Here is a 20,527-nt window from a genome sequence, read left to right as displayed (position 1 = left end):
GGGTGGTCGTGGCGAAGGTGGTCGTGGCGAAGGATTTCGTGGTGGCCGGCGTGGCGGTGGCGGTGGCGGTTTCGGAAGGCGCGTCGTCACTCCGCCGGCTTGATCAGATAGCCGGCGCCACGGCGGGTGTGGATCATCGGGGTGCGCCCGGCGTCGATCTTCCGCCGCAGGTACGAGATGTAGAGCTCGACGACGTTGGCCTTGCCGCCGAAGTCGTACGACCAGACCCGGTCCAGGATCTGCGCCTTGCTGAGCACCCGGCGCGGGTTGCGCATCAGATAGCGCAGCAGCTCGAACTCGGTGGCCGTGAGGTGGACGGACTCGCCGCACCGCGTCACCTCGTGGCTGTCCTCGTCCAGGGTCAGGTCGCCGACGGTGAGCAGCGGCCGGCCGGCGCGCGCCCGCGCGGCCCCGGAGCGGCGGATCAGCGCGCGCAGCCGGGCCACCACCTCCTCCATGCCGAACGGCTTGGTGACGTAGTCGTCCCCGCCGGCCGTGAGCCCGGCGACCCGGTCCTCGGGGGCCTCCTTCACGGCCTTGCCGTCCCGGCCGGTCCTGACGGTCGTCCTCGCGCTCTTCTCCGCCAGGAACAACACCGGCACCTCGGGCAGTTCGCTCCGCAGCCGGGCGAGGACCGAGAGGCCGTCCATGTCGGGCAGGGCCAGGCCGAGGACGACGACATCGGGCCGGAACGCCCGGACGGCCCGTACCGCCCCGGCTCCGTCGGCCTCACGCCGCACCTGCCAGCCCTCGTAGCGCAGGGACATCGACAGCAGTTCGCCGAGCGCGTCCTCGTCATCGACGACGAGGACGCGGACGGCCCCGCCCGTGCTGCCGGACCGGGGTGCTTCGGATCGCGAGCGGAAAGTGGTCGCAGTCATACGGGAGACGTTCGCCGCGCCGCCTGAGACGAGCCTTTCGCTTCCCTGTGAATTCTCTGAGAACCGGAGAGGGACCTGGTCAGGACCTGCGCGAAGGGAGGGCGAACAGACGTGCCGCGTTGTCGTGGCAGACGGCGCGCAGCCAGTCGTCGCCGAGCCCGAGCTGTTCGAGGGCGTGCAGCTGATGGGCGTACGGATAGGGGATGTTGGGGAAGTCGGTACCCAGCAGGATCCGGTCGGACAGCCCCGCGAGCCGCTTCAGCTCGGCGGCCGGGAAGGGCGCGGTCTCCTCGCTGAAGTCGGTGAAGGCCATGGTGGTGTCGAGGTGGACGCCCTCGTACCGCTCGGCGAGGTCGAGGAACTCGCCGTACTCCGGCATCCCCAGGTGCGCGACGATCAGCCGCAGGCGGGGGTGGCGGGCGAGGAGCGCGCCGACGGGTCCCGGGCCGGTGTGCGGGCCGGGGACGGGGCCGGACGCGCAGTGGGCGACGACCGGCGTCGCGGTGTCCTCGAGGAGCCGCCAGACGCCGTCGAGGAGCGGGTCGTTCGGGTCGTACCCGCCGACCTGGACATGCGCCTTGAAGACCCGGGCCCCGCGGTCGAGGGCCTGCCGGACGTAGCCGGGCGCGCCGGCCTCGGGGAAGAACGTCGCGGTGTGGAGGCAGTCCGGGGTGCGCGCGGCGAAGCCGGCGGACCAGTCGTTGAGCCAGGCGGCCATACCGGGCTTGTGCGGGTAGAGCATCGAGGTGAAGGCGAGCACCCCGAACTCGCGGAGGAACGCGACGCGTTCGTCCTCCTCGGCGCGGTACGCGATGGGCCAGGGGCGGCCGACGAGCGGGCCGGCGGAGTCGAAGTAGGCCCACACCTTGTCGAGGACGTTGCGCGGCATGAAGTGGGTGTGGACGTCGACGAGTCCGGGTATCCCGAGCCTCTGTACGAACTCCCGGACCTCGCCGGCCTCGGGCTCGCGTGCGCCGTTGCCCCCGGCCTTCGCCGTGCTCATGATCGTGGCTCCTCTCCTGGCAGGTGAGGCGACTGTACGGCGGCGGTGTCCGCCCGGCTTGAGGGCGGGGCGGCCTCAGAACAGCGGGTCCTGCGGGCTCCCTTGGCTCTCGGCGGCCGGTGGCGGGGCGGCGGTCACGGGCACGGTCACCGGGTGTCCGGCGGGCGCGGCGGCGAGTTCCCAGCCGGTGAGGAGCCGGGTGTCGAGGACGACCGCCCGCCCGTCGCGGTCGAGCAGATGCAGGTCGGGCCCGGCGGCGGCGAGCAGCCGCCCGGCGACGACCCCGCCGTCGACGAGTTCGGCGACGACGAGCCCGTAGGGGGCAGGTCCGGGCGCACCGTCTGTGACTGCGGCCAACTCGGCCAGGGCGAAGGCCTCGGCGTGGTCGTGGACCTCGCAGGGCAGCGCCTGAAGGGTCTCGTTCCAGGCGGGCACGCCACCCGCCCGCGCGTACAGCTCCTCGACCTCGCGCGCCCGCTCGGCGGCCGGGGGCAGGACGTACCGGGCGGCGCGCTTGCGGGCGTACGGGATGCGGTCGGGCACGCCGAGCGCGTGCCGCAGCACCTCCTCCGTACGCCGGGCGGCCATCAGCGGCCCGCGGCCGAGCCAGGAGAAGGCGACCGCGCCCTGTTCGAGCAGGCGGGTGTCGCCGCGTTCCTCGCCGGTGATGCCGACCTTCACCATGCCGGGGCCGAACCAGGCGAGGTAGACGCGGTACGGCCGGGGGTCGTCGGCGATCGTGTCGGCGGCCACCGAGTGCGCCCGGTCGAGGCGCGCGCAGTCGGCGCACCGCCCGCCGGTGGCGCGGCCGGGCACGACGGCGGCGAGGGGGCAGGGGTTGCCGCGGGCGCCGGAGCAGTGCCGCGCGCCGAGGGCCCGGAAGGCCAGGTCCCGTCCGTATCCGAGCGCGCTGAGCCGGCCGCCGCGGCCCTCCCACCGCAGCGCGGGCCGCCCGCCCTGCCAGGACACGCCGGCACTTCGCCACACCACCATGGGGCCAGTCTCGTACGCCCCACTGACAGCGAAGGCGGAACAGCAAGATCAGGGGCCGGGGGTCGGCCGTCAGGGATCAGGGGGCAGGGATCAGGGGCAGGGATCAGGGGCAGGGATCAGGGCAGGACGTAGAGCAGTCCGCCGTCGGCGCCGGTGCCGCCCGCGTGCCGCATGCAGCCGCGCTCGACGAGTATGCGGACGCAGTCGCGGACCCGGTCGGAGGTGAGCCCGGTGCGGCGGGCAACCTCCTCCAGGCGGTAGCGGACCCCGCCGCGGACGAGGGCGGGGGCGAGGTAGGAGGCGACGGCGTGGATGTCGTCGCTGACCACGACGTTCCGCGCGGACCAGGAGTCGAGCAGTTCCTGCGGGGTGAGGGCGGTGCCGGGGTCCGTGCCCTCGTCGGCGCCGTCGGCGGACGGGGGCGCGGCAGGGCCCGCGGGGGGCGTGCCGAGGGTGCGCTGGGCCGGGATCTGCGGGAACGCGAACCGGTCCAGGGACTCCGAGATCCGGTCGGCGATCCGGTGCAGATCCCGGCCGGCCTCGCGCAGCAGCGCGCTCTGCTCGGCGTCGAGTTCGATGTTGCCCTCCTCCAGTCGTACGAGGACGTCGAGCAGGTGCTGCGGCAGCACGAACCCGGCGGCGCGCAGGGGCGAGAGCTCCAGACCGTACGAACCGTCCCGCTGAATGCCCATCACCACCTCGGCGACCCACGACTTGAAGGGCCCGGCCTCGACGCGGCCGGAGGCGGTGACGAGTTGCACGAGCCCTTCGAGGCACACGACCCGGGTCGACTCCTTGAGTCCCTTGGGGATGTCCTGGGTCTTCCGGTCGGAGTCGGCGGACTCCTGGGCGTCGCGCTTCCAGGGCAGTTCCCCGACCGTGGTGTGCATGGCCGGGGCGACATGCGCCCGGAGAGCCTGCCGGGCGCTGGCGTACCCGAGCTGACGGGCCGCGTCCACGGCGGGGAACCAGTGCGTCCCGTCCGGGAGCGTCAGCCTCCTGAGCCGCGTCCCCGTGGCGGCGTACACGAAGTCGTCGACATCGATGGCATCGGTGGCCTTCACCGGTCATCACCTCCACGCACAAGCTAGGCCGAAGGCATATTCAACTGACATGGATATCAGTTCGGTTCACCCGAAGGTGTGGGTTCTCCGTAATCAGGATGTTAACGGTCTTTCGTGATGGATCAGCCTGTTTTCGGGAAATCCCCGGCAATCAGCCCGCGAAGTTCCGCCACACCCCAACGCCCGGCCGCGCCGGGGCGGGTGGCGAGATAGCGGACGATCTCCTCGTCGTCCCAGGCCCCGGCCTCGCGCAGCCCGGCCGCGATCTGCCACAGGTACGCCCCGGCGGGCGGGCGCAGCGTCACCTCGCCCAGGGCCCACGGCGCGGTGAACGTCAGCAGCGGCACCCCCGCCGGCTCCCCGCAGCACACGACCGTCTCGTATCGCCCGGGCCCGAACTCCACCCGCCCGCGCGCCACCACCTCGCTCAGGTCCAGGTCCTCGCCCGCGGTCCGGTACATCTCCTGCGCGGCGATGTCGGAGAACTGCCCGGCGGTCAGCAGATACGCCCGCGCCCACACCGTCCCGGGCGCGCCGGGATCGCACAGCGCCCGGCCCCCGCCCCACCGCCGGGACTCGGTCGCGAAGTACACGGTCCCCGCCGTCACGACCGCCCGCGACGCCCGGGGCGCCGCCGGATCCCGGCACGCCGCGAGATACCGCCCGAGCCGCTCGGCCCGCATGTTCGACCCATACGCGACGTACCAGACATCCACACCACCCGACGCTACCGCCGCCGGCCGCCCTACATCGGATACGACCGCAGCCGCACCGCGCCGTCCGGCCACGTCACGCCGTCGCGCAGGGGCGTCCACATCGTCCGCAGCGGCATCGGCACGGGCCCCTCACCCAGCAGCCCGCCGGCCCGGCCGCCTACCAGCCGATGGCGACCACGGGGTACGCGCACACCCCCGAGGGCGCCCTGGACTTCCTGAAGGACAAGCGCCTGATCACCGCCGCGGACACGGTGCTGCCGTCCCCCGGCAAAACCGACTCCACCGGCATGTACGTCCTCGCCCTGCGCATCAACGCCACCTGCCATTACCTGCGCATGGATTCCTCATCCCTCGCGTCGACCCTGGTCCCGCTGTGGCCCGCCCCGGCCAACGGCCAGAAAACCTGCACAGCGGACGAAGCCCTGGCCGCCGCCGCCCTCTACGGAATCGACCCGTCCACGCTGGGGTGACCTCCCCTTTACGGCGCCTCGGCGGTCCGCCGCACCGTCACCAGGTATCCCGCGAAGCGAACACCCTTCCGCGCCTCCGCCCACCCGTCCGCTTTCTCGACCGGAACCAGCACGGTCGAACCCGGAACGGGGTAGCTCGCCTTGTCCGCGGTGCCCGGGAGCACCTCGTAAGGGCAGTGCACTTCGACGATCGACACGACCTCCACCGAGGTGGGGGCGTGCCCCTCCTCCTGGCCGTGATGCTCCTCGCGGAAGTCGATCTCGTCCGCACGTTCGCCACCGACGATGTCGGCATAGTCCTCCGGATCGACTTCCAGCAGCGTCCACGAGACGAGATCCCCGGGCGCGAAGTCCGCACCACAGCACTGCATCTGCCAATCATCGATCCAGACCGTCAACGTCATGCCGTCATTGTCGGCCGACCCATTCCTCACCCACCAGGGATTTGTCTCCGGGCTCGGGCTGCTCGACGGAAGCCGTCCGGTGCCCTGGGCCGCGCGGCCGGTTGAGCCCTCCCCAGCCTGCCGAAGTGCGGAAGCCCCCGGAGGACACCTCGGAGTCTTCAGCCCGCGGCTTGGCCGCCTGACCGGTCGCGGCACTTCGCCGCTATGCGACGCGACAACGCAAGAGGCCCGGACTTTCGTCCGGGCCTCTTGACTCTGTGCACTCGGCAGGATTCGAACCTGCAACCTTCTGATCCGTAGCTCTAGCCGGATCGGTCAGGGGTGGTCATACCGGCCGGAGAGGAACCCCTCTGGGACGCCCTTGGTCAGGTGCGGTTGCTGCGGTTGCTGTACGCCGCTGCTGTACCGCACGACGGCCGTCCCTCGTGCCAGAGAATCCCGGCCTCTGGGGGATGCTTCATCTCTCCGGCATGTCTAGGTTGTGAGCAGTTCGAGCACCTTGATCTCGGCCGAGCGCACACCTCTTGCCCCTTCGATCACGTCTCTGACCTGGGCATTTCCATGGGTGTACTATTCGCCTCAACAAGAGAAGTCCACATTTGTGGATGGCCGGGGTCCGGCCCGGCACCACCCAGGTCGGACCCCCGCCACGCAGTACTGAGCCCAGCCGTCCTTCATTCGGCTGGGCTCAACTGCACCCAGCTCCACAGCCATTCTCAGCGGTCACGGTGCAGCTACTGCATGACCTGCACCGCCAAGGCGATGATCGCCACAAGCACCCCCATCAGGGAGAGACCCACCTGCCACCTCTCGGGGCCGGACCACTTCCTGCGGGACTTACTCATGTCCGAGCTCATCACCGGGCACCTCCTTCCCTTCCAACACCCTGACCGCCAGGGTGAGGCCGTCACCTCCTGCGAACAGATCGACGACGCACAAGGGGAAGAGCTAGAGGCGCAGCACTCATCCTAAGGTTCCGCGCCGACTCCTAAGGGGCGCAGCCGGTAGGGCAGTTACGACCAGAGCCCTTCATGTCGTGGCGCACAGGGCCTCGTTGCCCGTACCTCGTGGCACCCAGCACCTCGATGTCCACCTCCGTCGCGTACCCCATCTTGTCGTGGGCTCGCTGATAGAAGCGCGGCGGAAGTAGTCACAGACAGACGCCCCAAGCGCGTGGCACCCATGTTTCACAATCCGCGAACCAGAACTCCCAGCGCCTGCTCGTCGGACTTGTTCGCCAGAGCCACTACCGACTGATGGGTACCTCGTAGACGATCTCGCAGAGCGCTGCGGGCACGACGATGTCTGCTGTCTCCACAGGTCGCCCGTCGTCGCTGTAGTACGTCCGCCGGATGTGCGTGACGAGCGCGCCCTTCTGGACCCCGAGGAGCGACGCCTCTTCGGCGGTCGCCCGCCTCGGCTCCGGCTGCTCGACGGCGTGGCTGATCGTGACGCCGATCGCGGCCATCCGGTTCACGACGCCCACCCCGGCGTGGGGTCCGCCTTCCGGGAGCACGATGAGGGTGCCGGCGGTCAGGTCGTACGGCTCCCAGCTCGTCGACAGCTGCACGGGCCGGCCGTCGGCGAGGAACTCGTACGTGGTGCGGACGCACAGGTCGCCTTCGGAGATGCCGAGCCGCTTGGCGATCTCTGCCGGTGCGGGCACCTTGGCATCGGTCCGGCTCTCCCAGCCGCCCCGCTTGCCCAGTGCCCTTATGTCCGCCCGGAACGGTGAGCCGTCGGGCTGCTCGCGCGCCGCGGAACGCACCATTCGAAGCCGTTCCCGGGGCTCGGACACGTAAGTCCCCGACCCTGCGCGGCCTTCCAGTACGCCCTGGGAGATCAGGAGTTCCTGCGCACGTCGGACGACGTTCTCGCCCACCCCGTACCCCTGGGCGATCTGGGCCCTGGAAGGGAGTCGGTCTCCGGGCGTCCACTCGTGCTCCGCGATCCGCCGCCGGAGCTCTTCGGCGATGCGCAGGTAAGGCGGCTGCTCAGGCATATGGAAAATCTAGTCCACTAGCCCTAATCTAGTTAACCAGCTTCACTAAAAGTGATCGCCGGTGACGGAGGCTGCCCTGTGCCTGCTCCAGAAGTACGTGCGGAGGCCATCGCCGCCGGGCTGTCCGCTGTCGGGCTCACCGCGCGCGTGGAGGAGCACGCCCGACACACGTCGATCGAAGCGGAGGTGCCGGAGTCCCTCTCTGCCGAGACGTGGCAGGAGGTCTTGGAAGTGGTGGCGCAGGCGGACCGGTTCGGACTCCTCGCCACCAGCCTTGGCGGCCGCACCCTGTGGGCCGTCGTACGCAAAGTGGTCCCCGCGACGGGCGATGTCCGGGGACCTGGCCATCAGCGATAGGAGCTGATCAGCGTGCTCAACCGTATCCGCCGCGCCATCACGCGCACCAGAGAGCGGCACGCCCCGACCGGCGCGCGTTGCTTCTCCCCGACACCCGCCCGACTGGCGCCCGCCGCTCCCGGACAGCGCACCGGCGCCGATCTCCTTGCCGGCGAGGACACCGCCCTCGTCCGCCCGTACGTACTGGCTACCGAGGAACGCGCGTCTCGGCGCTCGGCTGCCGTGCTCCACAACCTCGTCGCGCACACCTGCTTCGTGGCGTCGGAGGCTTACTGATGCCTCCCCGCCAGCACGTCCGTGTGATGCGCGCGAGCGCTGTTCCGTACTGGTCAAGCTCGTGCCGGATCGGCACGCACGACAAGTGCGCGCATGCTTCCGCCGCGCCGGCTGAGGTCGGCATGCCCGTGGTCTACGAGGCATGCGCATGTCCCTGCCACCCGCCGGTCACCCCGGACACATCGGGGGAGGCCACCTCATGAGGAACTTGGCACCCGGCGTCGCGGTGGCAGTCAACATCGAGATCACCTCCGCCACCGTCCAGCGCGGCGACGTCCTCCAGATCGGCGGCCAGCTGTGCCGCGTCGCCGATCTCGTCCAGCTGCCCGGCGGAGCGAAACAGCTCCACTTCGAGTCGGGCGAACTGCTGACCATGCACTCCCGAACCAGGCTCATCGCCCTTCGGATGCAGAGAGGGGGTGACCGACACCGTGGCTTCTCGCCGTCACGTCATCGCCGATGACCTCCGGAGCCAGATTTCGACGGGTTCCTTCAAGGCCGGCGAGCGGCTCCCTTCCGAAGCGCAACTCGCCGCCCGCTACGGGGTCAGCACACCGACGCTGCGCAATGCCCTCGCCCTGCTCCAGGCCGAAGGACTCGTCGAGAAGATCCACGGCACGGGGAACTTCGTCCGCCACCCCCTCCGCAGAATCACGTACGTCGGCGGCGGTCGAACCCCTTCGCAGGCGGCTCTGCACGTCAGCATCCGCCTTACGAAGCTTCGGGCCCGGGGGCACCTGGCCACCCTCCTGCGAGTAGCGACGGGCAGCCCCCTCACTGAATTCCGCTGTCTGAGTCACGACGGGACGTCGCCGCACAGCCTGGCCCACATCTACGTCCCTCGGGACCTGGCCCCGGACGACGCGCCCGCCGACCCGCCCTGGCCTCAAGAGGTCGCGAACCTCCTGCCCAAGCCCTTCCCGCCTCTGGCCGAGGTCCAGGAGAAAGTCTCCGTCCGCCTCCCCACTCCCCTGGAAGCATCGCTGCTCCGCATCAGCCCGACCCTCCCCGTTCTCGCCATCACTCGCGTAGCGACCGACACCACGGGACGCGCCATCGAAGCAGCGCTACTTGTCCTCCCCAGCGACCGCACCGACGCCGTCTTCACCACCCGTCTCACAACTGATGAGAGGAGCGCAGACGAATGACCCTCCACGATGAACTCCGGCTCCTCCCCTGGTCGGACTCCAACGGCAAGCCCTGCTTCCTGAGCACCGACACCGCAGGCGGCCCGCTGTCCCGACTGGCCGACCGCACGGAATCCGCCCAACTCGACTCCGGAGCCGCTCTTCTGGAGCAGGCCGTGGAAGTGCTCGCCAACGCAAAGGCGGAGCCGAAGGAACTCCACATTCTGGCGAGAGACCTCACGAATGCCTTGCGGGACGCACTCCGCATCGCGGTGAGCCGCGGCCACCGTCTCCCGGAACCGACCGTCACCGCTAGCGGAGGCGGCGAAGGCCCGCAACTGCCAGCGGCAGCCTTCGGCTAGCGACATCATCTCGACCAGACCGATGCCCCGGGCCTTGGCCCGGGGCATCGTTGGCACACGGCTCCGGAGGGCCCGTGTGGTCCACGCGTTTTACCAGTTCAGGGGTCCAGAGGCGGCTTGCCGCGGCCCCGCTGTCCGCAAATAGGCCGCGGCTCACGGGGCAGCTACTCAAGCAAGATCTCTTCAGGGCGGCGGTTCGTGACCGCGGTCTCCCGGCCGGTCAGTATGTGCTCGATGCATGCTTCGAGGTCTCCGCCGTGGTCGTCCCGGGCCATGCTTCGAAGTTCCCGGGCCAGCTCCACGCCATTGACCAGGACGATCGGGTACTGATCTTCGACCATCTCGGTCTGTGCAGGCACGGAGTAGGCCCCGGTCGTGACGTACACACCGATCCAGCCCCGTCGCAGCCGGGCCACGACGCGAGCGATCTGCTCGGCGGTGACCAGGCTATCGAGCTTCACGCACTTGGCCTGGCCGAGGACGACGAGACTGGTGCCAGCGAGCCCGCTACCGATGTCGAGCCGGCCCACGAAGTCCGCCCCACCGTCACCGGACCTACGCGTCAGCCACCCCTCGACGTAGCTGTTCGCGGCCTCCAACAAGGCCCGGGCAAGCTCCGGTGAGTGACGTGTGACCTGGCGGAACGGGCGTCAGGGCGAACCCTGGCATTTCCCCTGGCACTCGCCATTGACTGCGGTCCCCGCCTCATCTGGCATGCATGGCCAAACCACTTGACCCGTGGCTCTGGCCATGCCGACCACTATGGGTCATTCCAGAGTCTTTGCAAGGCTGGAAGATGGACGCTTCTACGCTTGGGCGTCGCTTCGTACTGGTACGTCGCCGTCGCTCGGTCCTGGAGTCAGGTGACATCTACCCGCTACGTACCTGAGCACTCAAGATCACTTCGCAGGCGAGGAACCGGACGAGATCGATGTCGGGCCAAAGAGCTTCGGCTTCGTCGCTTTGAGGGAGGAGCGCCGGCGTATTCTGGTATTTCGGATCGTCCTTCGCGTGCACAATGCGGTTCCGAATCCTGTACACCCGCTCTGCCACCTGATGGGCCAGAGGTGTCTGACGGTTTTCCGGATTAATATTCTCCGTAATTCCCTTGATGGGGCCTTGCTTGGTGAAATGCTTGCCCCAATCATTTTCCGTGAAGAAGCGTGAGAGATTGTCGCTCCGTACGAATTCTTCGAGGAGGGTCTTCAAGTGGGTTGCTTCGGAGGCGGCTGCCGCATTTTCACCCACGCTGAGGAGTCGCATCAGATCTTTGTCTGAGCGTTTATCGAACCGGGGATCTGTCAGCTCAAGCTCGATCTTCCTGAGTGCGCTTCTCTTGCCTGCGACGGGGAAATAGTTTTCGAGGACTTGATAGTAAGAAAGGAATGACAGAGGGGAATTCCCTGTCGCACTTCCAGCAAATCCGAAGAGGACTGAGACTTCCGATTCCACTTTAATTTCAGGGAATCGCACAATCCGCTCCGGTTGGTCGATGTTGGTCGGCCGCCTGCGATCGGATTGACCAGGCCACTTGGCGGGTCGAATGTTGAGTCGATTTCGCACATCAAGCTCGTACATCAGTGAATTCAAGAGAGGCTCTGTCGCTGATTCGAGCTGATCGATACGCATGTTTTTATCATGAAATACGCGCACCGAGAGTGTGTATCTGGGGGTCTCTCGGAACCCGATGTTGGCGAGCACGTGGCAGGCCGGGGAAGGTCCGGAAATCTCCAGGCAGGCACCTTCGCCCGCCAGGTGGATCCTTGGTGTCCGATCGGTAGGTCGGATCACCGGAAACTCTAGGGATGGCAGGCGGCTGGATTCTGGATGGCGAGCACACTCTTCGTCAAGGTTGTCCGAAACCAGCTGGCCCAGTCGTCGCGCGAGGAAGCTGCCTTGCACTGGCGCCTGATTTGGGCCAACTAGTACCTCAATATACCCTTCGGAGGGAATTGCAATCCCTGCCCATTTGGTGGAATGCTCGACGCCGCTCTCCAGCTGGGCAAGAAGGGTGGCGTGCTGTTCTCGGGGGAGGTGTGTTTCCCTGTTGAGCGAGCCCCATTTTGAATGGGAGCCGAATTTAAAAGAATTGATCCGCGTGCTTAGGAGGCCGATGTCGTGCTCGGCGAGCTTGCGGATCATGCGGGACTCTGAGGCGGTCTCGGCGGCTGGAGGTAGAGGAGTCTTTATGTCCTCGCTGTCCTCGACAGGCTCTGCGTCTGCCCAGTCCTCTTCGTGTTGCTGCGATGTCACTGTTCCCCCTCAGGCCAGGGTGGCAGGTTATACGCCGGCCATAGGGGATGGGGTGGTTTTGCTGGCATTGCCCACGACTCGCACCCCAACTCCCATCCCGTCTGCCGTCGACCCACACGTATGTGGAGCGGACGCGGTGCCGGGCGTCCAGGTGGAGCGCCCGACTGGACGAACGACCTGGACGCCCGGTGCCGTGTCTGCTCGGCTCTGCCTGGGGCGACGGCAGACGGGATGGGAGTTCCCCACCGCCACACCCCACCGGCCGGCACCCGCGCACGGCGCCCCTCCATCCCGGAGCCTGAGCGCCCCCGCCGGAGGCATCGCCTTGAGCCGCACCCGCGTACCGCGTCGGCCACCGCGGGTTCGACGTCCATCAACCCGAGCTGTCAGGCGTGCGGCCGGCGGGCGGGCTGGAGCGGGGCGGAGACAGGAGCGCAGGCCCGGGCTGCGGGCCGCGCGCGCCGCGCTGGGCGCGGCGGGTGCCTTGATGAAGTAGAGAAACTCTTACCGCGTCGGTATCAGAGGGCGATCGGCTTGTAGGCCATGGCCCTGTCGACGACCTTCTCGGGCGTCAGATCTGGATCGAAGCTCCAGAAGATGTAGTCGATGATGTGGGGGCAGGCCAACCCCCGTTCGAGGGCGGCAAGGATCTTGGATGACTCCTCTTCGGAGTCCTCTGCGTTCATGAGGCGCAGGACAAGGGGAATGGCCTCCTCACGTGTCATACGCCATGCCGGCTGTGTGCTCACCGCTGCGCGATCAGCTGGCGACCGTCGTGGCTGCGGACGTGAGGACCGTCTCCGTCCAGGGCGTCCAGGAGGCGGACCGCGTAGACCTCTGCCATCCGTTCTTCGACCTCGGCCGGGGTGAGCCAGTCGACCGCGGTGGACTCGTCCGAGGTTCGCTCGGTGCCGCCGGACGGCTTGCAGCGGAAGACCAGGGCGACGATGCCGCGCGTCGTGTTCTTGTAGACCCCGGTCAGCTCGTCCACCTCGACGTGGATGCCGGTCTCCTCCAGGACCTCGCGGGCAACACCGGCTTCGGGTGCCTCGGTGAGTTCGAGGACTCCGCCCGGGAGCTCCCACGTACCGTTGTCCGCTCGGCGGATCGCCAGGAGACGCCCGTCTTCGCGTACTACCGCCCCGGCCACGGAGACCGAGTGGAGTGGCGTTGACTTGGTTCCCGAACTCCCGTTACTCATGTACAGGAGCATAGGAGAGTGAGTAAGACCGTGGGAACTCCAGCAGGCGCCGGCAAGGCCGTACCCCGGTACGTGCAGATCGCGGACGACATCGTCCAGCAGATCCGGTCGGGGGTGCTGAGGCCCGGCGACATGGTGCCCAGTGAGTCCGAGCTCGTCGAGCGGTACGGCGTCGCGGGCGGGACGATCCGTAAGGCCATGGTCGAGGTGCGGGCCAGTGGGCTCGTCGAGACCCGGCACGGCAAGGGGTCCATCGTGAAGGACCGGCCTCCCGTACGGCTCCGCTCCTCCGACCGCTTCCACGCCTCGCATCGTCGCGGTGGCAAGGCCGCCTACCTCGCCGAGTCCGAGCAGTCTGGTGCCACGGCCAAGGTGAGCGTCCTCTACATCGGGCCCATGGAGGCGCCGGCCGACATCGCCGCACGCCTCGGGGTTGATGCAGGGACCCAGGTGCTGGCGCGGCGCCGACTGTACTTCCGAAACGGGACGCCCGTAGAGACCGCCTCCTCGTATCTGCCGTGGGACGTGGTGAAGGACATCCCCGAGCTGTTCTCCGAGAACCCGGGCCCCGGCGGCATCTACGCCCGGCTCGAAGACCACGGCCACACCTTCACCGAGTTCGTGGAGACGCTCCAAGCGCGACCGGCCACGAAGGCGGAGTCGTCGGAGCTCGCGCTGAGCCCCGGCGCACCCGTGGTGCACCTGCTGCGCGACGCCGTGACGAAGAAGGGGCGGGTCGTGGAGGTCTGCGACACCCTCATGGCCGCTGACCAGTTCGTCTTCCAGTACCGGATCCCCGCGACCGACTGACGCGCGCTCAACTCCCTCCAGCCCGCTGCGGATTCTCTCCGTGGCGGGTTGACTCATGTATAGGAGTAGGGCACTCTTCTTCATGTCACTCATGTACATGAGTGAAGGAGTCCAGCCTGTATAGAGGAGTGATCCACTGTGCGTCAGATTCCCGTCGACACCTCCGCCGCGATGGTGATGGTGGCCCAGCCCCCGACCCCCAAGATCGCGAACCGCCAGACCGGCGAGATCGCCACCGACCGCGACACCGGCGCCCCGCTGATGACGATCGACGTCATGTTCGTCATGGACGGCAACGCCGAGATCCTGAACCTCACCGTGCCGAAGCCCGGCATCTCCGAGGAGCTCACGATGGGCACCCCGGTTGCACTGACCGGCGTCGTCGCCCGGCCGTGGGAGAACGAGTTCAACGGCCAGAAGCGCCACGGCATCAGCTTCCGCGCCGTCGCGGTCACCTCGCTCTCCGCCGCACGGGTGGGCTGACCCATGACCGCGTTAACGGCCACCTTCGCTCTGGTCGCCGTGGTCGCGCTGTTGCTTCGGTGGCAGCGCCCGGCCTGGTACTGGATGAGCTTCGGCGTCGTCTTCGCCGTGGTGCGGGTCCTCGTCCGCTACGCCTCGGTCATGGACGCGTGCGGACTGACCGTCCCGCCCCCTCGCTGGCGCCTGGCACTCGCCCGGGTGACCGGCCGGCCCATCCCCGATTCCCGAGCCCCTCGGATCCTGCGGCTCCGGGCGACGCGTACCGGACTGGTCCTGCGAGTGAAGCTGCGTCCCGGCCAGGACGCGTTCGACTTCTCCGCCGCGTCGGACCGGCTCCGACACTCGTTCGTCATGCAGAACGTCACCGCCCGGGAGATCCGCTCGGGTGTCGTCGAACTGCGGATGACCGGCTACGACGTCCTCAAGCGGGTTCAGATGCCCGCGGTTGCCCGTGCTGGGGTGATGCGAGTCCCGGTGGCCATGCGGGAGGACGGAGAGGTCTACTACCGCGACTATCGCCAGACCCCGCACGCGCTGAACGTCGGTGCCACCCAGTCCGGGAAGTCCGTCTATCAGCGCAACCTCGTCGCTGCCCTCGCCGCACTCGATGTCGCCTTGGTCGGAATCGACTGCAAGCAAGGAGTCGAACTCGCCCCGCTTGCACGCCGGTTCACTGCCCTCGCCGACAATCCTGATGCCGCCGCCGATCTGCTCGATGTGCTGGTCGAGCACATGGAGGAGATCTATCAACTCATCCGTCACGAGCAGAGGTTGAGCGCTGATCTACCGGATGCGGAGATCACTTCCGATATCTGGGATCTCCCACAGCATCTCCGCCCCACCCCCATCGTGCTCCTCGTCGACGAGGTCGCCGAACTCGCCTTCTACACCACGAAGGATGAGGAGAAGCGCCGCGACCGGATCGTCACCTCCCTCGTCCGGCTCGCTCAGCTCGGCCGTGCCGCCGGTATCTACCTGGAGGTCTGCGGGCAGCGCTTCGGCTCCGAGCTCGGCAAGGGCATCACCATGCTTCGCGCCCAGCTCACCGGCCGCACCGCCCACCGCGTCAACGACGAGACCTCCGCCAACATGGCCTTCGGCGACATCGCCCCGGACGCCGTCCTCGCCACCATTCAGATCCGCACCGACCGCCCCGGCACCGCCGTGACCGGTGACTCGTCCGGTGGGTGGGTCCGCATCCGTACGCCCCACCTCACGCTTCGACGAGCCGTGAACATCGCGAACTCCTCCGCCCACCGCACGCCGGAAATCCCCGCGCTGGACGCCTTTCGGCCCGTCCTGCCGCCGCTGGGCAAAGCCGCGGAGCCCTCGACCGTCACGGCTCCCGTGACCGCCTGAACCCCCCGCTCCACGGCGGCGTGACCGTTTCACGCCAGGTCCCTACCCCACCCATGCCCGAAACCAGAAGGGAGGACCTGCGATGCGTCCCCTCGGCCGGCCGGACGCCGTCCTCGTACAAGCCGTGATCGCCGGCGCCCTGTCCTTCGCCCACCTCCACGACCTGGCCGCCGCTGCCGGACAGACCGGATGGAAAGCCTGGGCCTACCCCGTCTCCGTCGACCTCCTGCTTGTCGCCGCCTGGCGTCGGCTGCGGGCGTCGCGGGCGGCGGGCGAACCGTCTCGCTCGGCCTGGACGTGGTTCACGGTCGCCCTGGTCGCGTCCCTCGGTGCGAACGTCGCCACCGCCGGCCTCCTCGACCTCGGACACGTACCCGCCTGGCTGCGCATCCTCGTCGCCGGCTGGCCCGCCCTCGCGTTCCTCGGCGGCACCCTCCTCGTCCACTCCCCCAGCACTGTGCCGACGGCGACGCAAGAAGAACCGGCACCCGCCCCGTCGGCAATCGCCGAACCAGACACACCAGCGGAGCCGACGGCTGAGCCTGACGTGCCACCCCCGCCCGCTCTCGAACCCGCCTCTGAACCCGCGCCGAAGGTGCCCGTGCCGGCCGCGCTCGTCGCCCACGCACGGAAGGTCGCCGACGACCACCACACCCGCACCGGCGCCCGAATCGACACCGACACCCTCCGAACCCGCCTTGGCGTGCCGCCCGAACTGGCCGACGCCATCGCCGCCCAACTCGCCTGAGAAGGAGATCGACCATGCGCGATTCGACCCGGCTCGCCCTGGAGCGCGCCGCCGAACTGACCCGGAACAACCGGCTGGTGGACGCCGTCGCCGTCGCCGAGCCGGTGATCACGTCCGCCGACGAATTCGAGTCGGCCCAGATCCGTCAGTGGCTCCTCGACCACGCCGACGACTTCACCAGGGAGGTCTGAACAGTGGCTTCCCGCGACCACTTCCACTCCGTGATGCGGATCGGCCCGGTCCAGACCGGCACCCGCCGCGACCGCCACGGTCGCACCAAGCACGCCGCCGTGTGCACGGCCGACGGCTGCGGCTGGTCCTCCGAGTACTCCAGCTCCTCGGCCGCCCAGCTCGCCGCCCGCACCCACCGCTGCCAGCCCCGCTGACCTCGAAGGGGACCGCGTCATGGACATCCCGCTCTGGCTCGCCCTGATCGTCGTCGGCGGCCTCGGCGTCAAGCTCATCCGCCCGCCCTGGTGGCTCGTCGCCGTGATCCTCCTCGGCGGCTACCTCCTCGCCGACAGCGTCTTCGCCCCGCTCATCGACCACACGATCAAGAAGTAGGGAGAACCGCCATGTTCCAGCCGCGCATCCCGGTCAACCCGCTCCCGACCGGCATCGTCACCCCGCTCGTCCAGCCGACCCCGACCGGGGACATCGAGCCCCACCACACCGTTCACGCACCGGTCTGCGACCACCACCACACCCCGGCCCCCGCTCCGGTCCCGGCACCTTCCTCCGCTGTGCGCCTCACCCCGGCCGGCCTGGCCGTGGTCGTCGCCGGCAGCGCCGGAGCGGTCCTCGTCGTCGGCGCGGTCCTGGTCTCCATGCTCCTCGCCGTCGCCATCAGCGCCGCCTCGGTCGCCGTGTGCGCCGTCGTCCTGCGCTCGCTCCTCAACGGCCCGCGCCGACACCGCTAGTCGGGCCCCGGGCGGCTCAACCGCCAAGTCTCCGCCGCCCGGGAGCCCTGCCCCTGCCCAGTTCGCAGAACCAGAAGGAACCACTCCATGATGACCGACGCGGCCACCTCGTCGGCCGGATGGGACACCGCCACCCTGAGCGACATGCTCCGGGTGGCCGGCTCACCCGGCTTCGACCGCTGGCGCGAGCAGATCCACCGCACCGGCGGCTGCTCCCACCCCATCCACCTCACCGGCTGGACCCTCACCCGGGACAAGACCACCGGCGAGACCCTGCACCGCTACTCCACGGACACCGAGCCGGACGGACGGCTCCGCATCGCCTGCGGCAACCGCCGGGCCTCCCGCTGCCCCGCCTGCGCGTGGACGTACGCGGGCGACACCTTCCACCTCATCCGCGCCGGCCTCGCCGGAGACAACGCCCGGGACCTCCCCGCCGCCGTCCGCGAACACCCCCGGGTCTTCCTCACCCTCACCGCCCCGTCCTTCGGGCCGGTCCACAACCGCCCAGGCACCCGCCCCTGCCGCTGCGGCGCCCACCACCGCGAGGACGACTCCGTCCTCGGCACGCCGCTCGACCCCGATTCGTACGACTACGCCGCCGCCGTTCTCTTCAACAACCACGCCGGGCAGCTCTGGCAGCGGTTCACGACCCGCCTGCGCCGGGAGATCGCTGCCGCGGCCGGCCTCTCGCAGAGGGAGCTGAAGGCGGTCGTCCGGATCTCCTACGGGAAGGTCGCCGAGTTCCAGAAGCGGGGCGCCGTCCACTTCCACGCCGTCGTACGGATCGACGGCCCTGACGGGCCCGACTCGCCGCCGCCCTCGTGGGCCACCACCGAAGTCCTCACCGACGCGATCCGTACCGCCGCCGCGCACCCGTACACGACCGTCACCGTCCCCGCCGCCGGCGAGCACCCCGCCCGCCGCCTCTCCTGGGGCACCCAACTCGACATCCGCCCCGTGAAGGCGTTCGGCGACGGCTCCGACGTCACGGAACAGGCCGTCGCTTCCTACATCGCCAAGTACGCCACCAAGGCCGCGGAGACGACCGGCAGCCTCGATCGCCGCATCGGCAACCGTGAAGCCCTGCTCCTCCTCGGGGTCCCCGACGACACCCGGCGCCTCGTCGAAGCCTGCTTCGACCTCGATCCGCTCTACCCCGATCGCCGCCTCCGAGCCTGGGCCCACATGCTCGGCTTCCGCGGCCACTTCTCCACCAAGTCCCGCCGGTACTCCACCACCTTGACCGACCTGCGCCAGACCCGCGCCGACTACCGCGCCGCCCAGGAACGCACCACTCACGGCCTGGACGACATCGAGCTGGACACCGTCCTCGTCCTCACCTCCTGGACGTACGCCGGCCAGGGCCACAGCCCCGGTGAAGCCGCCCTCGCCGCATCCATCGCCCGGGACATCCAGCTCAACCGCGAGACCGCCCGCGAAGCCCTCCGCGACCAACTTCCCCTGGAAGGAACGGAAGCATGACCACGACCGTGATCCAGCCCAAGTGGCACACGACCGCCGAGGTCGCGTCCATGCTCGGCTTCGGGCTCTCCAAGACGAAGATGCTCGTCCTCACCGGGCAAATCCGCTCCGTGAAGGTTGGCCACAACCGCCGCATCCTGCCGGCCTGGGTCGACGAGTACGTCGAGCGCGTGGCCACCAACGCCGAGGAGTGGGCCGCATGAGCGGGAAGCGTGGCAACGGTGAGGGGTCGATCTACCCGTACAAGAACGGCTACGCGGCCTACGTCTGGGTCACCAAGCCGGACGGCAAGCGTGATCGGAAGTACGCATACGGCAAGACGCGCGAGGAAGTCCACGAGAAGTGGCTCAACCTCCACGCTCAGGCGAAGAAGGGCCCGATGCCCACCCGGCACCGCACCCTCGCCGTGTTCCTCGCCTACTGGCTCGACTCGATCGTGAAGCCCAACCTCGCCCCGCTGTCCTACGTCTCGTACGAGGGGTACGTCCGGCTCTACATCGCCCCGCACCTCGGTGCTAAGCGGCTCGACAAGCTGACCGTCCGGGACGTCCGGGAGTGGCTGACCAAGCTCGCGGGCATCTGCCAGTGCTGCGCGCAGGGGAAGGACACCAAGCGGGAACCGCGTCGGCAGAAGTGCTGCGCCATCGGGGAGTGCTGTGAGGCGTACCCGTCCCGCCGCGTCGTCCAGGGCGCCCGGGATGCCCTCCGTGCCGCGCTGACGCACGCCGTGGCCGAGGAGGAGATCAGCAAGAACGTCGCCTCCCTCGTGAAGGTCCCCAAGCCGCGCCGGCGCCGGATCAAGCCGTGGTCCGTCGCCGAGGCAGGACGGTTCCTCGCGGACGCGGCAGCGCGGGACGATCACCTCTTCGCCGCCTGGGTGCTCGCGTTGTGCCTCGGTCTCCGTCGCGGAGAGGTTCTCGGCCTCACGTGGCAGTCGATCGACTTCGAGACCGGCGAGCTGTACGTGGATCACCAGATCCAGCGGGCCGGGCGGCAGATCCTCCACCGGGAGACCAAGACCGAGGAGTCAGACGACTTCCTGCCTCTCCCCGCCGTCTGCCTCAAGGCGCTCCGGATGCGCCGCGCCCAGCAGCTCGGGGACCGGAAGGCCGTCGGTGAGCTCTGGCAGGACACCCGCGGGCTCATCTTCACGACGAAGTACGGGACCCCGATCGAGCCGGGGAACCTCACCCGGATGTTCGCGCTGCGGGCCCGTCGGGCCGGCCTCCGCGTGATCCCGCTCCGAAACACCCGCCACACGGTCGCCGCCCTCCTTGTCCTCCTGGGAGTCCACCCGAAGGTGGCACAGCGGATCCTGCGGCACTCGCAGATCGCCATGACGATGGAGGTCTACGCCGCGGCCGGGGAAGACGACTTGCGCGCTGCCCTCGGCAAGCTGTCCGACGTCATGGGCGGCGCCACCGGCTGACAGCGGCCGACAGCGATCGAGGCGGTTGCTGTACTCCACTGCTGTACGACCCATAACGCAAGAGGCCCGGACTCTCGTCCGGGCCTCTCACCTGTGTGCACTCGGCAGGATTCGAACCTGCAACCTTCTGATCCGTAGGCGCGTGCCACCCTCGATGTCCCCCGACTGCACCCGACGCCGCCGC

At 69.0% G+C, this 20,527-nt stretch carries 28 protein-coding genes; 17 read left to right on the top strand and 11 right to left on the bottom strand.

Features of this window, described 5'->3' with window-relative positions:
• Nucleotides 1-86 precede the first annotated feature (86 nt).
• The 5 genes from ABZ693_RS14170 to ABZ693_RS14150 all read right to left on the bottom strand — a co-directional run bounded on the left by ABZ693_RS14170 (nucleotide 87) and on the right by ABZ693_RS14150 (nucleotide 4,657).
• Complete coding sequence (locus ABZ693_RS14170) at nucleotides 87-881, bottom strand: response regulator transcription factor (protein WP_359876240.1); 795 nt, start codon at nucleotides 879-881, stop codon at nucleotides 87-89.
• A 79-nt stretch (nucleotides 882-960) separates the two neighbouring features.
• The gene (locus ABZ693_RS14165; protein WP_359876239.1) at nucleotides 961-1,884 is read right to left on the bottom strand and encodes an amidohydrolase family protein; all 924 of its coding nucleotides are present in this window, start codon (nucleotides 1,882-1,884) and stop codon (nucleotides 961-963) included.
• 75 nt (nucleotides 1,885-1,959) lie between these two features.
• Nucleotides 1,960-2,877, bottom strand: coding sequence for a DUF2797 domain-containing protein (locus ABZ693_RS14160; protein WP_359876237.1), 918 nt, complete (start codon nucleotides 2,875-2,877; stop codon nucleotides 1,960-1,962).
• A gap of 116 nt (nucleotides 2,878-2,993) precedes the next feature.
• The gene (locus ABZ693_RS14155; RefSeq protein WP_359876236.1) at nucleotides 2,994-3,941 is read right to left on the bottom strand and encodes a BRO family protein; all 948 of its coding nucleotides are present in this window, start codon (nucleotides 3,939-3,941) and stop codon (nucleotides 2,994-2,996) included.
• A 122-nt stretch (nucleotides 3,942-4,063) separates the two neighbouring features.
• A complete protein-coding gene (locus tag ABZ693_RS14150; protein ID WP_359876235.1) occupies nucleotides 4,064-4,657 on the bottom strand; it encodes a histone deacetylase in 594 nt (197 codons plus the stop codon).
• Between the two features lie 167 nt (nucleotides 4,658-4,824).
• On the opposite strand from ABZ693_RS14150, the gene ABZ693_RS14140 reads away from it, so the two are divergent.
• Nucleotides 4,825-5,127 carry a hypothetical protein gene (locus tag ABZ693_RS14140; RefSeq protein WP_359876234.1) on the top strand — a complete coding sequence of 101 codons (303 nt, stop codon included), beginning with the start codon at nucleotides 4,825-4,827 and terminating at the stop codon, nucleotides 5,125-5,127.
• Nucleotides 5,128-5,135: 8 nt separating this feature from the next.
• On the opposite strand, the gene ABZ693_RS14135 is transcribed toward ABZ693_RS14140, so the two are convergent.
• Nucleotides 5,136-5,531, bottom strand: a complete 396-nt coding sequence (locus ABZ693_RS14135; protein ID WP_359876232.1) for a DUF6578 domain-containing protein — start codon at nucleotides 5,529-5,531, stop codon at nucleotides 5,136-5,138.
• Nucleotides 5,532-6,777: 1,246 nt separating this feature from the next.
• Nucleotides 6,778-7,533 carry a GntR family transcriptional regulator gene (locus tag ABZ693_RS14130; protein WP_359876230.1) on the bottom strand — a complete coding sequence of 252 codons (756 nt, stop codon included), beginning with the start codon at nucleotides 7,531-7,533 and terminating at the stop codon, nucleotides 6,778-6,780.
• A gap of 78 nt (nucleotides 7,534-7,611) precedes the next feature.
• On the opposite strand from ABZ693_RS14130, the gene ABZ693_RS14125 reads away from it, so the two are divergent.
• From ABZ693_RS14125 to ABZ693_RS14105, 5 genes are all read left to right on the top strand, one after another.
• On the top strand, nucleotides 7,612-7,890 hold the full coding sequence (locus tag ABZ693_RS14125; protein ID WP_359876228.1) for a hypothetical protein: 279 nt from the start codon (nucleotides 7,612-7,614) through the stop codon (nucleotides 7,888-7,890).
• Nucleotides 7,891-7,902: 12 nt separating this feature from the next.
• Entirely contained in the window at nucleotides 7,903-8,166 is a 264-nt protein-coding gene (locus ABZ693_RS14120) for a hypothetical protein (RefSeq protein ID WP_359876227.1), read from the top strand.
• A 199-nt stretch (nucleotides 8,167-8,365) separates the two neighbouring features.
• Nucleotides 8,366-8,629 carry a hypothetical protein gene (locus tag ABZ693_RS14115; RefSeq protein WP_359876226.1) on the top strand — a complete coding sequence of 88 codons (264 nt, stop codon included), beginning with the start codon at nucleotides 8,366-8,368 and terminating at the stop codon, nucleotides 8,627-8,629.
• Entirely contained in the window at nucleotides 8,586-9,314 is a 729-nt protein-coding gene (locus ABZ693_RS14110; RefSeq protein WP_359876224.1) for a GntR family transcriptional regulator, read from the top strand. The genes ABZ693_RS14115 and ABZ693_RS14110 overlap by 44 nt, the downstream gene beginning before the upstream one ends.
• Nucleotides 9,311-9,655, top strand: a complete 345-nt coding sequence (locus tag ABZ693_RS14105; protein ID WP_359876223.1) for a hypothetical protein — start codon at nucleotides 9,311-9,313, stop codon at nucleotides 9,653-9,655. Before ABZ693_RS14110 ends, ABZ693_RS14105 begins: the two co-directional genes overlap by 4 nt.
• Nucleotides 9,656-9,819: 164 nt before the next feature.
• Here ABZ693_RS14105 and ABZ693_RS14100 read toward each other — a convergent pair whose 3' ends face one another.
• The 4 genes from ABZ693_RS14100 to ABZ693_RS14085 form a co-directional block, all read right to left on the bottom strand.
• Nucleotides 9,820-10,257: a restriction endonuclease gene (locus ABZ693_RS14100; protein WP_494485951.1), complete on the bottom strand. Its 438-nt coding sequence runs from the start codon at nucleotides 10,255-10,257 to the stop codon at nucleotides 9,820-9,822.
• Between the two features lie 268 nt (nucleotides 10,258-10,525).
• Entirely contained in the window at nucleotides 10,526-11,797 is a 1,272-nt protein-coding gene (locus ABZ693_RS14095) for a hypothetical protein (RefSeq protein ID WP_359876221.1), read from the bottom strand.
• Between the two features lie 629 nt (nucleotides 11,798-12,426).
• A complete protein-coding gene (locus tag ABZ693_RS14090; RefSeq protein WP_494485950.1) occupies nucleotides 12,427-12,633 on the bottom strand; it encodes a bacteriocin immunity protein in 207 nt (68 codons plus the stop codon).
• A gap of 20 nt (nucleotides 12,634-12,653) precedes the next feature.
• Nucleotides 12,654-13,121 carry an NUDIX hydrolase gene (locus ABZ693_RS14085; RefSeq protein ID WP_359876217.1) on the bottom strand — a complete coding sequence of 156 codons (468 nt, stop codon included), beginning with the start codon at nucleotides 13,119-13,121 and terminating at the stop codon, nucleotides 12,654-12,656.
• Nucleotides 13,122-13,139: 18 nt separating this feature from the next.
• On the opposite strand from ABZ693_RS14085, the gene ABZ693_RS14080 reads away from it, so the two are divergent.
• The 11 genes from ABZ693_RS14080 (at nucleotide 13,140) to ABZ693_RS14030 (ending at nucleotide 20,343) form a co-directional block, all read left to right on the top strand.
• A complete protein-coding gene (locus tag ABZ693_RS14080) occupies nucleotides 13,140-13,919 on the top strand; it encodes a GntR family transcriptional regulator (protein ID WP_359876368.1) in 780 nt (259 codons plus the stop codon).
• A gap of 138 nt (nucleotides 13,920-14,057) precedes the next feature.
• On the top strand, nucleotides 14,058-14,402 hold the full coding sequence (locus tag ABZ693_RS14075; RefSeq protein WP_359876215.1) for an SCO3933 family regulatory protein: 345 nt from the start codon (nucleotides 14,058-14,060) through the stop codon (nucleotides 14,400-14,402).
• Nucleotides 14,403-14,405: 3 nt separating this feature from the next.
• Entirely contained in the window at nucleotides 14,406-15,761 is a 1,356-nt protein-coding gene (locus ABZ693_RS14070; protein ID WP_359876213.1) for an FtsK/SpoIIIE domain-containing protein, read from the top strand.
• 82 nt (nucleotides 15,762-15,843) lie between these two features.
• Nucleotides 15,844-16,509: a DUF2637 domain-containing protein gene (locus ABZ693_RS14065; RefSeq protein ID WP_359876211.1), complete on the top strand. Its 666-nt coding sequence runs from the start codon at nucleotides 15,844-15,846 to the stop codon at nucleotides 16,507-16,509.
• 14 nt (nucleotides 16,510-16,523) lie between these two features.
• The gene (locus ABZ693_RS14060; protein ID WP_359876210.1) at nucleotides 16,524-16,700 is read left to right on the top strand and encodes a hypothetical protein; all 177 of its coding nucleotides are present in this window, start codon (nucleotides 16,524-16,526) and stop codon (nucleotides 16,698-16,700) included.
• 3 nt (nucleotides 16,701-16,703) lie between these two features.
• Nucleotides 16,704-16,895 (top strand): mobile element transfer protein, encoded by a 192-nt coding sequence (locus ABZ693_RS14055; protein WP_359876209.1) that lies wholly within the window; start codon nucleotides 16,704-16,706, stop codon nucleotides 16,893-16,895.
• Nucleotides 16,896-16,914: 19 nt separating this feature from the next.
• Nucleotides 16,915-17,073 carry a hypothetical protein gene (locus ABZ693_RS14050; RefSeq protein WP_359876208.1) on the top strand — a complete coding sequence of 53 codons (159 nt, stop codon included), beginning with the start codon at nucleotides 16,915-16,917 and terminating at the stop codon, nucleotides 17,071-17,073.
• An 11-nt stretch (nucleotides 17,074-17,084) separates the two neighbouring features.
• Nucleotides 17,085-17,429 (top strand): SpdD-like protein, encoded by a 345-nt coding sequence (locus ABZ693_RS14045; RefSeq protein WP_359876206.1) that lies wholly within the window; start codon nucleotides 17,085-17,087, stop codon nucleotides 17,427-17,429.
• 90 nt (nucleotides 17,430-17,519) lie between these two features.
• Entirely contained in the window at nucleotides 17,520-18,914 is a 1,395-nt protein-coding gene (gene repSA, locus ABZ693_RS14040; protein ID WP_359876366.1) for a replication initiator protein RepSA, read from the top strand.
• Nucleotides 18,911-19,117: an excisionase family DNA-binding protein gene (locus tag ABZ693_RS14035; protein WP_359876205.1), complete on the top strand. Its 207-nt coding sequence runs from the start codon at nucleotides 18,911-18,913 to the stop codon at nucleotides 19,115-19,117. The genes repSA and ABZ693_RS14035 overlap by 4 nt, the downstream gene beginning before the upstream one ends.
• Complete coding sequence (locus ABZ693_RS14030; RefSeq protein ID WP_435842422.1) at nucleotides 19,114-20,343, top strand: site-specific integrase; 1,230 nt, start codon at nucleotides 19,114-19,116, stop codon at nucleotides 20,341-20,343. Before ABZ693_RS14035 ends, ABZ693_RS14030 begins: the two co-directional genes overlap by 4 nt.
• Nucleotides 20,344-20,527 lie beyond the last annotated feature (184 nt).

This window comes from Streptomyces laurentii, from assembly GCF_040635425.1.
Taxonomy (GTDB): domain Bacteria; phylum Actinomycetota; class Actinomycetes; order Streptomycetales; family Streptomycetaceae; genus Streptomyces; species Streptomyces laurentii.
The sequence above is the reverse complement of the archived record's forward strand: the minus strand, read 5'-3'. Positions and strand labels throughout refer to the sequence as shown.

Bases quoted from the DNA above. Each gene is read 5' to 3' on its own strand.
- ABZ693_RS14170 (WP_359876240.1), bottom strand. From the start codon at position 881: ATGACTGCGACCACTTTCCGCTCGCGATCCGAAGCACCCCGGTCCGGC.
- ABZ693_RS14165 (WP_359876239.1), bottom strand. From the start codon at position 1,884: ATGAGCACGGCGAAGGCCGGGGGCAACGGCGCACGCGAGCCCGAGGCC.
- ABZ693_RS14160 (WP_359876237.1), bottom strand. From the start codon at position 2,877: ATGGTGGTGTGGCGAAGTGCCGGCGTGTCCTGGCAGGGCGGGCGGCCC.
- ABZ693_RS14140 (WP_359876234.1), top strand. From the start codon at position 4,825: ATGGCGACCACGGGGTACGCGCACACCCCCGAGGGCGCCCTGGACTTC.
- ABZ693_RS14135 (WP_359876232.1), bottom strand. From the start codon at position 5,531: ATGACGTTGACGGTCTGGATCGATGATTGGCAGATGCAGTGCTGTGGT.
- ABZ693_RS14130 (WP_359876230.1), bottom strand. From the start codon at position 7,533: ATGCCTGAGCAGCCGCCTTACCTGCGCATCGCCGAAGAGCTCCGGCGG.
- ABZ693_RS14115 (WP_359876226.1), top strand. From the start codon at position 8,366: ATGAGGAACTTGGCACCCGGCGTCGCGGTGGCAGTCAACATCGAGATC.
- ABZ693_RS14105 (WP_359876223.1), top strand. From the start codon at position 9,311: ATGACCCTCCACGATGAACTCCGGCTCCTCCCCTGGTCGGACTCCAAC.
- ABZ693_RS14095 (WP_359876221.1), bottom strand. From the start codon at position 11,797: ATGATCCGCAAGCTCGCCGAGCACGACATCGGCCTCCTAAGCACGCGG.
- ABZ693_RS14090 (WP_494485950.1), bottom strand. From the start codon at position 12,633: ATGACACGTGAGGAGGCCATTCCCCTTGTCCTGCGCCTCATGAACGCA.
- ABZ693_RS14085 (WP_359876217.1), bottom strand. From the start codon at position 13,121: ATGCTCCTGTACATGAGTAACGGGAGTTCGGGAACCAAGTCAACGCCA.
- ABZ693_RS14070 (WP_359876213.1), top strand. From the start codon at position 14,406: ATGACCGCGTTAACGGCCACCTTCGCTCTGGTCGCCGTGGTCGCGCTG.
- ABZ693_RS14065 (WP_359876211.1), top strand. From the start codon at position 15,844: ATGCGTCCCCTCGGCCGGCCGGACGCCGTCCTCGTACAAGCCGTGATC.
- ABZ693_RS14060 (WP_359876210.1), top strand. From the start codon at position 16,524: ATGCGCGATTCGACCCGGCTCGCCCTGGAGCGCGCCGCCGAACTGACC.
- ABZ693_RS14050 (WP_359876208.1), top strand. From the start codon at position 16,915: ATGGACATCCCGCTCTGGCTCGCCCTGATCGTCGTCGGCGGCCTCGGC.
- ABZ693_RS14045 (WP_359876206.1), top strand. From the start codon at position 17,085: ATGTTCCAGCCGCGCATCCCGGTCAACCCGCTCCCGACCGGCATCGTC.
- repSA (WP_359876366.1), top strand. From the start codon at position 17,520: ATGACCGACGCGGCCACCTCGTCGGCCGGATGGGACACCGCCACCCTG.
- ABZ693_RS14035 (WP_359876205.1), top strand. From the start codon at position 18,911: ATGACCACGACCGTGATCCAGCCCAAGTGGCACACGACCGCCGAGGTC.
- ABZ693_RS14030 (WP_435842422.1), top strand. From the start codon at position 19,114: ATGAGCGGGAAGCGTGGCAACGGTGAGGGGTCGATCTACCCGTACAAG.